This is a genomic window from Streptomyces stelliscabiei (genome assembly GCF_014873495.1).
GTDB lineage: Bacteria > Actinomycetota > Actinomycetes > Streptomycetales > Streptomycetaceae > Streptomyces > Streptomyces bottropensis.
On record NZ_JADBGF010000001.1, the window covers coordinates 3,176,639 to 3,191,463 of the forward strand.

The 14,825-nt window shown below is 67.7% G+C and carries 9 protein-coding genes and 1 pseudogene; all 10 read right to left on the reverse strand.

Annotated elements, in window-relative coordinates:
- Positions 1 to 60 precede the first annotated feature (60 nt).
- The 10 genes and pseudogenes from H4687_RS13885 to H4687_RS13930 all read right to left on the reverse strand — a co-directional run bounded on the left by H4687_RS13885 (position 61) and on the right by H4687_RS13930 (position 14,805).
- Positions 61 to 3,360: a hypothetical protein gene (locus tag H4687_RS13885; protein ID WP_046918522.1), complete on the reverse strand. Its 3,300-nt coding sequence runs from the start codon at positions 3,358 to 3,360 to the stop codon at positions 61 to 63.
- Positions 3,357 to 4,610 (reverse strand): restriction endonuclease-related protein, encoded by a 1,254-nt coding sequence (locus H4687_RS13890; protein WP_233443424.1) that lies wholly within the window; start codon positions 4,608 to 4,610, stop codon positions 3,357 to 3,359. Before H4687_RS13890 ends, H4687_RS13885 begins: the two co-directional genes overlap by 4 nt.
- Before the next feature lie 51 nt (positions 4,611 to 4,661).
- A complete protein-coding gene (locus H4687_RS13895) occupies positions 4,662 to 5,888 on the reverse strand; it encodes an XRE family transcriptional regulator (protein WP_046918523.1) in 1,227 nt (408 codons plus the stop codon).
- A 146-nt stretch (positions 5,889 to 6,034) separates the two neighbouring features.
- Positions 6,035 to 8,006, reverse strand: a pseudogene (locus H4687_RS13900) (ATP-binding cassette domain-containing protein).
- Positions 8,007 to 8,207: 201 nt separating this feature from the next.
- Entirely contained in the window at positions 8,208 to 9,263 is a 1,056-nt protein-coding gene (locus H4687_RS13905; RefSeq protein ID WP_046918524.1) for a phosphotransferase enzyme family protein, read from the reverse strand.
- Between the two features lie 100 nt (positions 9,264 to 9,363).
- Positions 9,364 to 10,248 carry a phosphotransferase enzyme family protein gene (locus H4687_RS13910; RefSeq protein WP_078907258.1) on the reverse strand — a complete coding sequence of 295 codons (885 nt, stop codon included), beginning with the start codon at positions 10,246 to 10,248 and terminating at the stop codon, positions 9,364 to 9,366.
- Positions 10,249 to 10,381: 133 nt separating this feature from the next.
- A complete protein-coding gene (locus H4687_RS13915; RefSeq protein ID WP_050398450.1) occupies positions 10,382 to 10,879 on the reverse strand; it encodes a LuxR C-terminal-related transcriptional regulator in 498 nt (165 codons plus the stop codon).
- Positions 10,880 to 10,910: 31 nt separating this feature from the next.
- Positions 10,911 to 12,341 carry a glutamine synthetase family protein gene (locus H4687_RS13920; protein ID WP_167358636.1) on the reverse strand — a complete coding sequence of 477 codons (1,431 nt, stop codon included), beginning with the start codon at positions 12,339 to 12,341 and terminating at the stop codon, positions 10,911 to 10,913.
- On the reverse strand, positions 12,341 to 13,870 hold the full coding sequence (locus H4687_RS13925; protein WP_046914007.1) for an amino acid permease: 1,530 nt from the start codon (positions 13,868 to 13,870) through the stop codon (positions 12,341 to 12,343). The genes H4687_RS13920 and H4687_RS13925 overlap by 1 nt, the downstream gene beginning before the upstream one ends.
- Positions 13,871 to 13,944: 74 nt before the next feature.
- Entirely contained in the window at positions 13,945 to 14,805 is an 861-nt protein-coding gene (locus H4687_RS13930) for a hypothetical protein (RefSeq protein ID WP_225966684.1), read from the reverse strand.
- Positions 14,806 to 14,825: the final 20 nt, after the last annotated feature.

Here is a 14,825-nt window from a genome sequence, read left to right on the forward strand (position 1 = left end):
CGGGCAGAGGGAAGCGGTCGCAACTCCGTCTCGAAAAGGCGGAGACTGGCAGTGGGTGGTTCAAATCATGTCGCGGTCGAGTCCCGCATAGGTCAGGAATGCCTGAAGCGCTTGACCGTAGAGCTCGTTCATGATCTCGCGCTGCTCCGGATTCCAGTCGGCGTAGATCTGTTTGATGATCGTGGCCAGGTCCGAACTGAACTTCTTGTCGTGGATGGAGTGGTCCACGATGTGGAGGGTCATGTCGGTCTCGCCGCGGCGGGCTCGGCCTGCGAGTTGGATGAGCAGCACGAGCATGCCTGCCACGAGTTCCTTGCGGAGGTCGTGGTCCATGTTGGAGAACCGGGCCGGCGAACGAAGGATCTTGGAGAGCTGCTTCCATGAGGCTTCGCTGGCCTTCCGCAGGACTGGAAGGGGCTCATCGCTACCGTCTACGGGAAGGGTGTTGACTCCGGCGGCGTTGACGCTCGCATGCATCCAGTCGGTGTCCTCGATGCTTAGGACGGGGCGGACGCACAGGTAGATGTCGCGGACCGCCGAACGGGTACCGACCACGATGTTCAGGCCTCGCCCGATGACGGCGAGAGGGGCGATCAGGATCTCGCCGCGGTGGGGGAACTCCTTCAGCTCCTCCCGGACCATCCTGTCCACGTGGGCGGGGAGATGCTCCTCGTAGTTCTGCTTCTCCGGTTTCTTCACCAGCAGGCAGACCCGGTGGTTCAGGCCGTCGGCCTGCGCCACCCCCGAGGCGAGGTAGGCGGCCTGCTCATAGGAGTTGACGGCGAGGATGACGCGGGCCCGTTCCGGTTCCTGCTTCTCCAGTCGGGCTAGGCGCTTGGCGAGTTGCTGCTCGTACAGGCCCCTGCCGAGGTCGCGGAGAGCGTTGGGTTTCAGCTCGGGCGGGAGTCCTCCGATCCTCATGGCGTCGCCGTTGCGGCCTCGAACCGGGGTGGGGACGGTGACGATGGACTCGGGGCGGGTGTCGGGCAGCCACCAGCGCACGGGGGCGTGGATGTGCTCCTGCACGGCCTGGGGGAGGTAGGCGGTGGCGGACAGGCCCATGACCGGTCGCTGCACTCCGGCGGTCAGCAGGGCGGTGAGGCCGCCGAGTTCGGAGACGAAGGTGTGCGGGTCGCCACCGAAGGAACGGGAGAGGAGTTCCGCCTCCTTCTCCTTGTTGTCCATTCCCTTCACCTGGTAGCCGTGGATGGACCGGCCCAGCATCGCCAGAGGGTAGAGGGTGGCGACCGTACTGCTGCGCATGGTTTCGAGGATCTTGCGGACTGACCCGAGGTCCAGGTAACGCAGGGTCTGTGCCCGCTCGCGCAGACTGTCCAGCGCAGCGTCGAGTTCCCGGAGCACAGTACGAGTGACCAGTAGGTTCACCACCGCTGACCGCTTGTACGCATCCGGCACGATGCCTGCCAGGAGCTTACGCATCTCCTCGCGCGTGTCGGTGAGATGGTCTTGGCCCCGCTGGGCGGTAAGCACTGTCAGGGCTGTCTGGACGGCCTCCCAGTCGGCTCCCTCGGGGAGTTCGTTCTCCTCATAAAACTCGGACTCATGCCGGTGGGCGGGCATGACCTCTTCGAGAAGGGCGAAGAGGTCCGGGGGGATGTCCTCGCCGGCCGTCTGGTCGGGGAAGAGGAGCTGGAGGATTTCGCGGTCCCGGGAACGGGCCAGGCGCCAGCCGGTGTTGTCACGGCTGGCTCCGTCGGGGCTGTCCGTCTCGTTGCCCGGGTTCAGCTTCAATCCGCTGCCGGAACAGAGCCACAGCAGCAGCATCTCGGCCATCAGGCGGGCGTGGCTGACCGGAGACACCAGGTCCATCTCGTGGACGATGGGAAGGTTCTTGGCGTCCTGGTCGATCTCCCGAAGCGCGGTCGTCCGCTTCCGGGACGCCAGGGTGATCTCCGAGGTGCAGCGGCTGACGGCTGCCGTCTGGAAGGCGTCGATCTCGTCGATCAGCATCACGTCGCAGGCCCGCAGCGTCATCTCCAGCACGCTCATGCCCCTCGTACCGCGCGCCTTGCCACGGAACTCCTGCCCGTCCAGCACGACGCCGATGCGGGTCCGGCCTTCCAGCAGGTTCGCGTGGTTGGTGACGATCACGGCCGCGTCAGCGGCACGGTAGAACTGCTGGAACTTGCCGCACACCGGGGCGAAGGAGCAGGTGTGCCGGGTGGACCCGGTGACGGCGGAGGTCAGCGACGTGCAGTTCTCCTCGCCGTACGGGTACAGGCTCGGTGGGTCCATGAGGGCCCGCTGTGCGCAGCCGGCCGACAGGAGCCCGATGTCGGTCCTGGCACGACGATCCCACTGGTCGATCTGGGTGGAGGGGCTGAGGGCCGCGTAGTCCATGGCCCGTCGGTGCATGCTCGTCGGCGACATCAGAGGAGTGCAGTGAGCAGGCTCGGGGAGATGTCTCTCCCTGTGCAGGTAGGCCAGGTCGTTGTTGATGTCCCAGGCCATGTCGAGGGTTGCGCGGACGTCGGTGACCGCCAAGGCGATACGGACGTCGTTGAGCGCCGCCCAGGACGCCATGACCCGCACCAGGACCGTCTTGCCGCTTCCCGTGGGGGCGTTGAGGACCTGGAGGTCCCCCGAGGTCAGATCGAGTTCTGTCAGCTCGCCGTCGGTGGTCTTCATGCCCTTGAAGAAGCGCTTCAGGGTCCTGTGGAGGTAGGCGACGCTCTTGTCCTGGCCGCTGAGGATCTTGGCGACCTTCAGAAGCTCCTTCACCGTCGGCGCCACACGGTCGCGCTGTGGACGGGTCCTCACCTGTGGCAGAGCTTCGTGGCCAGGCGCCTCCCGGAAGCCGGGGGTTTCCTGGATATGGATGTCACGGCTGGTCGTGCCGTGCTCCTTGCCCAGGTAGGCGGTTCTTGTCCTGTGCGTTCCCGGCCCGGCGAACGCCTGCGCCTTGGGGCGCTTGCCGAAGGTGAAGAAAGGGCCGGTGATGCGCTGGGCGTAGCCGAGACAGTCTCCTCCCACCCGGGGAATCACGGCGTCGGCCGTTTCGGGTTCTCTGGCCGGCAGTCGCAGCGAACCACCTGTCCTGTCGGCCATGTCGGGATCGGGAGCGAAGGCTCCGAGCAACGCAAGGGCCGCCGACTTGAGCTTCTTCGGGTCCGTCCACTCCGGCGACATCAGGACCATCACCTGACGGATGACGTTCCTCTCGGCCACCGGCAGGCCCGCCCATTCCGACCACGCCCGCGGCTTGCGGTGGGCGAAGAAGGAAGCCTCTTCGAAACCGGCCAGCACCCGGCCCTCGTCGTCCTTACGCGGAAAGTAGTGCGCCGCCAGTGCGAGTGCCCCCGCCAGACCGGCTTCCCGCCCTGTCATCTCCCCGCTCACACCCGGCCCTCCTTGACTCCCGTGATGACCATCTCGACGTAGTCGGTGGCGGTCATCGCCGCCTTCATCCCGTACGTGCGGCACACCATGTCGAGTTGGGCCACCTGCTCCTGGCGGTGGTCAGGCACGACCAGGTAATCCGCTCCTCCTCGGTCGCCACCGTCCATGTGGAGTTTGCTGACCAGATGGTTCACCCACGTGTAGTCCTTGAAGTCGGCGGGGAACGCCGGCTTCCCGCTGTTCGGGTGGGTGATCCAGTGATCGCACTGGTCTCCGTTGGGCCACAGGTGTGACGTCCAAGCCGTGCCCTCAAGGTCCGCTGAGACAGCCCGGTGAAGAGCCAGTTCGGGGAGGCCGGGGACCACGGTGTAGCGCCACACCGGCCGCACCAACGCCACGTACTCCTCGACGGGCTTGGCCTCCGGCACCTGCGGTAGGGCCCCGGTCCACAGTGCCGCGAAGCGTCCGGACGGGACTCTGCACCCAAACGTCGGGCTCAGGGTGGGTGCCGACTTCTTCCGAGCGGTCACGACGAACTCGTAGGACGCGCCGGTCTCCTCGTGCCAGGGATACAGGCACCGCACCCTGCCCTGGATGCGTGCACCAGAACGAGTGGCTGCCACCTTCATCGGCCACTGGCAGGCGGGACAAGGCCACCACCAACCGTTGTACTGCGCGTACTGGGAGATCGGCTTGTAGAAGTCGTTCGCCCGGGACGGCAGCTTGAGGTCGGGGAGACCGCCCTTCAGGACCGTCGGGTTCTCCACCAGCGTGGTGCGGTGCCTCTCGTAGAAGGGGCCTTTGATCGCGCTGAAGACGGCTTCCTGGCTGTACTCGTCATCCAGCTTGGGTTTCGTCACCTGGCCGCTGAACTTGCCGACCTTCTGCGCGGCCCGCATGACGCGCTGGGCTTCGTGCCGGAAGTCGAACCCGTCCTCGGTGGCGACCCCCTCACTGTCCATCAACCGCACGCCGGCGAGAGCCTGAGTGTCGATCCAGTCAGGCAGCAGCCCCTCCAGGGAGCCTGCCCGGTCACCGGTGAGCCTCCCCAGCAGTTCCTCGAAGCGGATCAGATGCCCGGGGCCGCACGCCGCCATCAGGATCCCGTGGGCCTCGATGAGCCGGTCCAGACGCTTCGGGCCGTCCAGCTCCTCGCTGGCCATCGCGTGCTCACACACGGCGAACGCCTTGACGATTTCCAGCAGGGCATGTGTCTGCTGAATGCCTGTCGTGTCATCAGCTTGCTTCACGAGCCGGAACCCTACGACAGGGCACTGACAGTGGCCCTTCCCCCGAAGACCTTAATCGAAAACATCTTCGAGCCCCTGGGTGTCGATACCGGGATACAGGGCACGGTAGGCGTCGAGGTGGTCGGTGATGTGGCGCCGACCGGAGTCGGTGAGAAGCCACCGGTACGGCCCGTGGGCCACTCCGTCCGGATGCCGAAGGACGATGAAGCCCCTGCTCGGGGTACGCCCGTCGGGGCTCTGCCCCACCGCGAGGTAGTGCGGTCCACGTCCGGCGAGACTGCCGTCCACTCCCTGCACCCCGGCGCGTGCGACACGGACCATGATCTTCCACAACCACGGCGACAGGAGCGGCGCGGGCGGTCCCGCTTCGCGGGAGACACCGAGCGCCACGCGGGTCACCGCCCTGCCACGCCGGGTCATCTCAACCCTGGTGCGTGGCACGTCCCCTAGTCCGTCGAGATGCACCCGGTCCCGGTACACGCGGATCAGGCCGCGTCGCTCCAGAGCAGCCACGGAAGACCCGGCTCCCGGATCATGCACCCCGGCCTCGCGCAGCCGCTCCTGAATGCGGGTGTAGCCGACAACGTCGGACGGGACGGAGAGGGCAAGCGTCATACGCCGCCACTCGACTGCCGGCTGGCGCCGTGCTCCCACGTAGCGGTTCTGCCGCTGCTCCTCCTCGGCCTCTTGGTCCTGATGGAAGATGCAGGTCAGGTAGGTGCGCTGCCGGTCGTTGAGACCCTGCCAGGCGGTCATCGATTCCTCGGACGGCCTTCGTGCCTGCCGCGCGGGAAGTACCGGGAGGGGGTCATCCGGGCGGCTGCGGTGCCAGGCGTCCATCACCACCCGGACGGGAACCCCGTAGACCTGGGCCAACATGCGCGCCACCTGCCCCAGGGTTTCGGGAGAGCGCCACATCCAGCCGCGTACGTGCCGGCCGCGTTCCAGGTCCCGGATCTTCTCCGCGCTGAGATGCAGACCCTGTGCGCCCCGCTTGCGCCGCAGAACTGAGGCGGCCTCTTCCGTGCTGATGCCCGCGACGCGGCGCAGGTCCGCGAGGGTCTCGGTGCCTGGCTCGTTGCCCGTCAACTCCCGAGCATCACAGCGCAACACCTCCAGCAGCCGTCCGAAAGCCCGATCGCCAACGGCCCGTGCTCCCGTCTCCCAGTGGCGCACGGCACGTGACGTGACACCGACGGCCGCAGCGAGCTCCTCCACGCTCATGTCCCTGAACAGTCGCTGGCGTACCAGGGCCTGGGGAGAGATTGACTGCGCCATGCTCCTAGCAAATCTCAGTGAACAGTTCACTGCAACTGTCTTCTCGTCCGGGCCGCCAACGGCGCCGCGGCACTGTGTGCTCGAAGACGTATGCGCCCGCCGTCGGCCAACCCGATCTCGCGGAACTCCCTATCCGCACCGCCTGCTCAGAACAGGGCAGACTGATTTGGCTCGACGTGCTGGTCGGAGTTGGTCGGGGCGGGTACGCGCCCGGTGCGCTCGTTCTGCAGATCCCACAGTTCGCGGAACAAGCCTTCCTTCTGGGCCAGCAGCTCCTCGGGGGTGCCGTGTTGGATGACGCGGCCTTTGTCCAGAACGACGATGCGGTCGGCGATGGTCACGTTGGTGAGTCTGTGGGTGACCAGGACGACCGCGCGGTCGGCGGCAAGCCGACGCAGCCCGGTGAAGATGCGGTGCTCGGCCCTTGGGTCGAGGGCGGCGGTCGGCTCGTCCAGGACGAGCAGTCCGGCCGGCCGATGGAATGCGCGGGCGAGCGCGATCCTCTGCCACTGTCCGCCGGACAGTTCCTGCCCACCCCACCATTCCTTGGCCAGCAGGGTGTTCAGCCCGCTGCGCAACCCGTCGATGACCTCGTCGGCGCCTGCGGCATGGGCCGCGGCGAGCACTGCGGCGTCTCCGTCCTCGGTGGCCTGGCCGAGGGTGATGTTCTCCCTCGCTGACAGGGGCCAGTTCGCGTAGGACTGCGGTACGACGGCGACACGCTCCCAGGTGGCATGCGCGTCCAGGCCCCTGGTGTCAATGCCGTCCCAGGAGACGGCTCCCTGATCGGGCAGGTACAGAGCCGAAAGGATCTTGCTGAGGGTGGTCTTACCGGAGCCGTTCTCGCCCACCAGCGCGACGACTTCGCCGCGCCGGACCTCCAAGGAGACGTCCTCGAGGGGCGGGACGGTCGGCGCTCGGGTACTGAAAGGTGATGTTCTCGGCGCGTACGACGGCGGGGGCGGCCGGCGCCTGAGAGCCACGGTCGATGCGATGCCCACCGGCTTCGTCGATGAAGTCCGCCCAGTCGTCCAAGTACATTCCGGTACGGAAGAGTTGGGCTCCGTAGCCGACGACCCCGTCCAGTCCCGCGCTGACGCGGCCCAATGCGAGGAACGCGGTGCCGAGGGCGGCGACCGAGATCTGCCCGGCGGACACCAGCAGCGCCAGGGCCACCCACACCACCGCGTGGGCGAGACCTCCCGCTGCCCCGCCCACAAGGGAGATCCTGGCCGAGCGCCAGGTGGCCTGGTCGGTGGTCCTGTCGATCCGCGCCCCGGCCGTGCGGTACTTGTCGAGCAGGAACGGCGCCATGGTGCCGGACCGGACCTGGTCGGCGATCTGCTTGTCGACCAGGTACCAGCGCAGCATGCCCAGCAGCCGCCGGTCCTTGGTCGTGGCGAGCGAGGCGATGTAGCTGATGCGCGCCGCACGTACGCTGGCCACGCCTTTCGGCAAGGCCGCCAGGAGGAGCAGCGGCAGAAGGACCGGGTGTACGGCGGTCAGGACAAAAGCCGAGGCGATCAGCGATGCCGAGGCGGCGAGGATGTACTGCGCTTGGGTGAGGAGGTCCCTGGAGACTTCCACTCCCCGGTCGGCCGCGTCCCAGCGGTCGTTGTATCCGGGGTTGTCGTACGCGGCGAGTTCCGCCTTGGTCGCCGCGTCGAGGAGCTCGAGTTCGGCCTCCCGGGCGATACGCGGGGCCAGCCGTGCCGACAGCGCGGTGGAGGCGATACCCAGCAGGGCGCGCAGACCGATGGCCCCCGACAGGACGACAAGGGAAGGTACGGCGGAGCGGAGCTGGTCGCCGCTGATGTGCTGGGAGGCGATCAGCGGCTTGATCACCCCGGTGGTGGCCATCAGCCCGAACGCTTCAAGTACTCCCGAAAGGAGCTGCACGCCGAGCAGGGCGATGACTGCGGCGCGGTCGACCTGCCAGCCCAGTGCGAGGGACCGGCGGATCAGTTGGGGCAGACGCCGGGCCATCGCACGGGTCGTGATCGCGTTGGCGGCCTCGATACGGCGGTCGCCGGGGATGACGAACTTCAGTTCCTCATCCGAGACCTCCGCCTCGTCGGTCGGCGCGGTTGTCGCGGTGGGCTTCGGGATGGTTGTCATCGGCTCCGGCCCTCCGCCGAAACGCGGTGCCCGGCCAGGGAGGTCGTACGGAATCCCAGCGGATCACGCTGTTCGCGGATGAGTGCAAGGTGCAGACCGGTCGCGGTTTGATACGCCAAGACGTCCCCCTGTATGCCGTGTGTGGTTGAGGCTGTCGCTCGTCAGCCGTTTCGTTCAGCGCAGTCGGAAGGTGCTGGATAGTCAGGACGTGTCTCCGTTCGCCTCAAGGCCAGTGAGCTCGTCTTCGATGCCCTCAAGGTCACTGAGCAGGCGGCGGATGGTGATCTGACGCTCGCGCCAGTGCCGCTTCAGATCCGCCGCCGCGTCCCCCGGCAGGTCGTACTCGGCGGTCGTGGCGCCGTAGAAGCTGAACAGCATGTACAGCAGCGCGATCCGGGCGCATGCCCGCACCTCCCGCATCGGGAGGCTGGGGTGCTCCGAGCGGTAGGCCCTGGCCATCGCCAGTGCGCAAGCGGCCCAATCAGTGCTGGTGGCGACGGTGCGCGGGTCGAACGCCGCCCGCCCCAACTCCCAGGCCGGCATAGCGCTGGCGCAGCGGAAGTCGATGACGCCAGTGACAGCGTCGGCGAGGGTGATCAGGTTGGTGCGGCTGAGATCCGCATGCAGTGCCTGTTCCGCCAGCCTCTCGGGCAGATGTTCCCGCAACAGGTGGACGTGGGCCCGCAGGTCCCCACGCCGCTGGTCGAGGTCAACGCGTAGGTGGTCGAGACGGTCGTGGCCTTGGCGCGTGGCTCTGGCCATCACGGCGTCGCACTTCGCTACGGCGTCCTCGACGGGCTCGGTCCGCCAGCGGGTCTGCTGCACGCGCTTCGGCAGCGGGTACGCGGCGAGCACACGGTGCATGCGTCCCATGACGACGCCAATGTGCTCGGCGAGGGGGACCGTCATCGCCGAGGGGTTCACCCGTCCGGGAGCCTCGTCGACCACGGCCCATGCGCTGCCTCCCGCGATGGTGACCAGGTTGTCGTTGGTGTCGGGCCACACCCGCGGAACGGGGAGCTTCGCGGCCCGGCAGTATTCCGACATGTCCCACGCGTTGCGCGCCTCGTCCAGGTCGGCCATCAAGGGGTACTGCTTGACGTACAGCCGCAGCCCGTCGTCCGTCAGGACTCGCCGGTTGATGGTGTCCGTACCCATGTGCACCGGTTCGACGATGTCGACGACCAGCCCGTACCGGTCTTCCAGCACGTCAGCGGTCAACGTCTCGCCCCAGCCTGCTTCGTCCACAAAGATCACAGGCCTTCGCGTGCAGAGGCACAGTGGGCGGTGAGGACGGTGAAGGCATCGCGACGATCGCCGAACAGGTGCGGAGCCGCGGACGTTCGAGCGAAGACGTTCACGTACGCCACCCGCCCCACACCCTCTTGCGGGTCTCCAGGCGCAGGTTCTCCAGCATGATGTGCGCCTCGTCGACCAGGCCGCCGTCGCGGTGCTTGATCCCCCAGTTCAGCGAGTCCAGAGCATCCAGTGCCCCGTACGCCCGGCATGCGACGAGTTCCTCCGTGGTGAGGGGGCGGCCGTATCCGTGGTGGAAGGCGGCGTTGAGGTCGGGGCGGTGGCTCAGGATCCGGTAGCGCAGTCGGCTCAGGTCCCGGTAGGCGGCGGGCCGAAGCTCGGCCCTTTCGAAGTCGATGACCCGCAGACGCTGCTCGGTCTCGTCCCACATCCAGTTCTTGGGCATGTAGTCGCCGTGTTGGGATACCTGGGGCAGGCTCGGAGGAACTTCCTCGGCGAGCGTGCGCACAATCGCGAGGTCGTACTCCGGCACGTACGCCGCCGTACGGTCCAGCAGTTGGGCGACCGCCTCGTCCCACGCCTCCTCCGTCGCTGTCGGCGTCGGCTCGTCGGCTGCCGCGGTGTGGAACCGGGCGAGCAGTTCGCCCGCCTGCTCGTAGGCCGCCCGTTCCTGCTCGGCCGGCAGGCGCAGCGTGTCGAGACCGCCTCCGGGCACGGCGGCGATCAGGACGGTGCGCGTCTGCGTGTCCGCGGCGACCAGCTCGGGTGCCCGGCCGGCGCCCATGGCCACGGTCCACTTCTGGTACGCGGTCACCTCGCGGTGGTGGAGCTTCGCGCCCGCGTGGAGCTTCCCGAACCACCTCTCGCCGTCAGGCCCGTTGACCTCCCAGACGGAAGGCCGGATGTCGCCGGGCCTGGGGTGCTCGGCGACCACCGTGTACGCGTCGGTCACCGACTCCACCAGGTGGTGGAGTGCGCTGGGCATGTCGGTCACGGTGCGCCCTTCCGCTCGCCGAGCCCTCCGACCGCGACACGATGGGTGACGGGTCGAATGCACTCAGTGTCCTGTCGTGGGTGGGTAGCTTGCCAGGGGGCACTGACATTGCGGCCTGAGCTGGTCATCTGGGGGTGGGAACGCGGAGGACGGTCCCGGAGGCCATCTCGGTCAGGGACTCGTCGAGCACCTCACAGCTCCAGCCGAGCGTCACGAGGTGCGGGTCGTTCTCGGCCTTGACGCGCTCCCGCAGGGCCCTGACCCGCGCCAGCGCGCTGTCACGGCTGATGCGGGCCCGGTCCGCGAACTCCTGTGACGTCGCACCGGTCGCGACCATCCGCCATGTCTCGATCTCCGTTTCCGAGAGGGCCTCCGGGGAGGTGGCCGTCTCGGGACGCTGGAGTTGCCCGGTGACGAAGCAGGCGTGGACGACGGCGGCCCGGCCTCTCACGCCGAGCTTCTGTCCGCAGTGCTTCAGCTGCACGTTGATCGTGCCGACGGTGATGGACAGCTTGGAGGCGATCGCGTGGGTGCTCTCGCCCTCCGCGATCTTCTGGGCGATCCGAAGTTGTGCGGGTGTCAGCGGAAGCGTCGCGTGCGGGCGGGTCGGGCGGGCACTCACGGTTGTGCGTCCTTTCTGTGAGGCGGGCTTGTTAGGCGCGGGCCAGCCATCGCTGCCGCTCGGTGTCGGTGACGAGGCGCTCGTCGTGGGTGAGTTCCAGGCGGGAGAGGCGGGCATAGTGCTCGACCACCCCGGCGCCGAAGGCTTCTTGCGCGAAGACGCTGTTCTGGAAGGCGGTCAGCGCCGGTCCGAGGGTGGAGGGCACGGGGATTCCGCCTGCGCGGTAGGCGTTGCCGGTCGTTTCGGGACCAAGGGTGAGCTTCCGCTCGAGACCGTGGTCGATGGCCGCCAGTACCGCCGACAGCGCCAGGTAGGGGTTGGCATCCGCGCCCGGCACGCGGATCTCCAGGTGCAGCCCTTCACCGCGGCCGACGACGCGGACCGCGCAGGTGCGGTTGTCGCGGCCCCAGGTGAACGTGGTCGGCGCGAACGAGCCGGGCGTGAACCGCTTGTAGGAGTTGACGTTGGGTGCGTAGAACGGGCCCAACTCGGGCAGGCCGGCGAGGAGACCTGCGATGGCGTGCTGACCAATCTGGGACAGTCCGTACTCGCTGCCGGGCTCGTTGAGTTGGCTGATGGCCTTCGACCACAGCGAAACGTGCAGGTGCAGGCCGTTGGCTCGGCCGGTTTCCGGGGCTGCCATGAACGTGGGTGCCAGACCGGCGCGCAGCCCCAGGGTGCGCACGGCGTGCTTGAAGAGTGGGTGCCGGTCGCAGGCGGTGAGCGCGCCACCGTACGGGAAGGTCACCTCGACCTGGCCGGGACCGGCCTCGGTCTTGATCGCTTCCACGGGCATCCCGGCGCCGGCGAGCGCCCGCTGAAGACGGCGCAGGAACCGGTCGGATACGGGGTCGTGGTCGAGGGCGTAGTCCAGGTTCTCCGTCGTCAACGGCCGCAGGCCCTGATAGTTGGCCTGTTCCGCGTCCGCGTACGTGCCCTTGTAGAGGACGAACTCGGTCTCGATCCCCGCCTTGGGGTGCAGACCGTGCCGCGACAGCCGGGTCAGCTGCTGGTGGAGGATCTGGCGGGGTGCGATGTCGATCGGCGTTCCGTCGTGGTGGACGGCATCGCCGAGTACGACAACGGTGCGTGGCAGCCACGGCACGATGCTCAGGGTCGACAGGTCCGGTTGCACGGACAGGTCCTGGTAGCCGGTCTCCCACGAGGTCAGGGCGAAGCCGTCCGCCGGGCTCATGTCGATGTCGGTGGCCAGGACGTAGGCGCACACCTCGGCGGCGTGATGCGCGACGCGCTTGAGGAAGTGGTCCGCGTCGTAACGCTTCCCCTTCAGCCTCCCCTGCAGATCGGGGACGGCGAGCAGCACCGTGTCGATGGCACCCGCCTTGACGAGGTTCCGCAGGTCGGACAGGGAGAAGGCCTTCTCGGAGCGCCCGCCCTGCTCGGGGACGGACGCGGCAGCCAGGCGTGCCACGGTGCCGTTGCCGCTCGCGGTTCTGGTCATCAGACGACCTCGTTTTCGTACGTGGCCGCCGAGCGGTCGAAGTTCTGGGCCGGCACTTCGTACGAGCTGCCCTGCTTGCGCCACCACGCCCAGGCCAGCGCGAGGACGACGAGCAGAGCGATCGGCGCGTAGTTGAAGGTCTCCACGGACACCAGGCCGCCGCCGGCTGGGCGGGTCTGCGGCAGACAGAACAGCACCGTCACGAACACCACCCAGACAACGGCGATCGTGCCGACGGCCACGCCCCAGTTGCCGAGGTTCCACGGGCCGGGCCGGAAGCGGTCCCGGTTCTTGATGCGCAGGTAGATCGGGATCGCGTACGCCGGGGTGATGCCGACTACGTTGATACTGGTGATCGCCGCGTACGCGACCGGGCTGTACAGGCTCGGCAGGGCCAGCACGGCGGCGCACACGACCGCCAGCAGCACGGCCATGCGCGGAGTGCCGGTACGGCGGTCGACCTGCCGCCACAGGTGCGAGCCCGGCAGGGCCCCGTCGCGCGAGAACGCGAACACCATCCGGCTGGCCGCGGCGGTCTCGGCATTGCCACAGCACAACTGCGCGATGATCACCACCAGGAGCAGTGCCTTCGCCCCCGCCACGCCCAGGGCATCCAGGAAGATCTGCGCCGGCGGCACCCCCGTCGCCGTGCCCACGGTGCCCGCGTAGTCCTGGATCGCGAACGTGAGCCCTGCCAGCAGGACGAACCCGGCCAGCCACGACCAGCCGATCGCGTGGATGATCCCGCGGGACGCGGACACCTGGGCGTCGGTCGTCTCCTCCGACAGGTGCGCGGAGGCGTCGTACCCGCAGAACGTGTACTGGGCCAGCAGCAGACCGAGCACCGCCGCGTAGAGGGGGCTCCAGCCGGTGTTGTTGACGAACTCACCGAACACGAAGCCCGAGGACTGGTGGTGGGAGGGGACAATCGCCAGAGCGCCGACGATCACCGTGACGCCGCCGAGGTGCCACCAGACGCTGATGCTGTTGAGGATGCTGACCAGCCGGACCCCGAACAGGTTCAGGACCAGGTGCAGGGCGAGGATGCACAGGAAGATCACCATGATCTTGCCCGGCGTTGGCACGAATCCCCACTGCAGGTTGAACAGGGCGCCCGCGAACAGCGCGGCCCCATAGTCGATGCCGGCGATCGCGCCGAGCAGGCCCAGCAGGTTCAGCCAGCCCGTGTACCAGCCCCATTTCCGCCCGCCGAGCTGCTCTGCCTGGTAGTACAAGGCCCCCGAGGTCGGATAGGCCGAGGTCACCTCGGCCAGCGCGGCACCGATGAACATCACCATCGCGCCCACCACGACCCAGCCCCACAACATCACCGACGGACCGCCGGTGTTCAGGCCGAATCCGTACAGGGTCATGCAGCCGGACAGAACGCTGATGACGCTGAACGAGATCGCGAAATTCCCGAACGGACCCATCCGCCGGGTCAGTACCGGCTCGTAGCCAAGCTCCCGCAAGTACGCGTCGTCGGACTTACGAAACGACGCGCGATGACTGGCGCCCACACGAGACACAGGACCACCTCCATAAACTCAGTGAAAAACAAGGCAGGGCAGGTTCATGCCAATCCGGGTTGGACGGGCACCCATCAGGGATGCGGTCCGGCACGCTGCCCGTGAGAGCGGGCGTAAGAGAAGGACTCGGCACGTGCTCGGAGCAGCAGAGCCTCTCCTGGGTCCGGACTGGTGACACCCTCGTGTACTGAGACCCACGGCTCCCGAGCCGCGTACGGGCCCATCGCTGCGAACACTTCGGCCGCCTCCAGATACTGGCTCCCTGCCCACAACGCATATGCGAGACAGCTCAGATCGGCGACCGAACACAGTTCAGCGGGAATCTTGCGGAACCACTCGTAAAAGGCGCTCAGTGTGTAGCCGAGCGTCGAGTCCTGTGCCCACTGCTGACGCCACAACGGTTCAGCCCGGGATCGACGTCGCTGCTCGATCTGCGCGTACGCGGGCAGAAGCAGCAGCGGCGATCCCACTGGCCGCTGCGACGCCACCCATCTTGCGAAGTCGAAAACCGCGGCCAAGGAAGCACCCCCGGGTCTTTCAACGTCGAGCAGAAACTGCAGCACCCGGTGATAGGCCTCACGGTTGTACGGATCTCGCTGGTTGACCTCGTACAGCAAGCTCCACGGACCGTGCGGCAGCATGGGCTCGGCCGGCACGATGCGATGCTCGGAACGGACCTGTCGGGTGTCGATCTGCGCCAACGTCACGAGGCACACCCAAGGCAGGGGGTCGTACGGTGCACGGTTGGCGGCGAGCAGTGACTCACGTCTCGCCTTGGCCTCGAACTCCCAAGCATGGACGTGCTGTTGGCGATGCGCACGCAACGCGCGCTCGACGGCCACGCGCGCGCTCATCAGTTGCGCGTCGTAGCTGCCGGGCTCTTCGCTCAACCACACGCTGACCACGTCCGACCGAGCGGCAGCAACGGCCAACATTTGAGTACGCGACGTCCGCA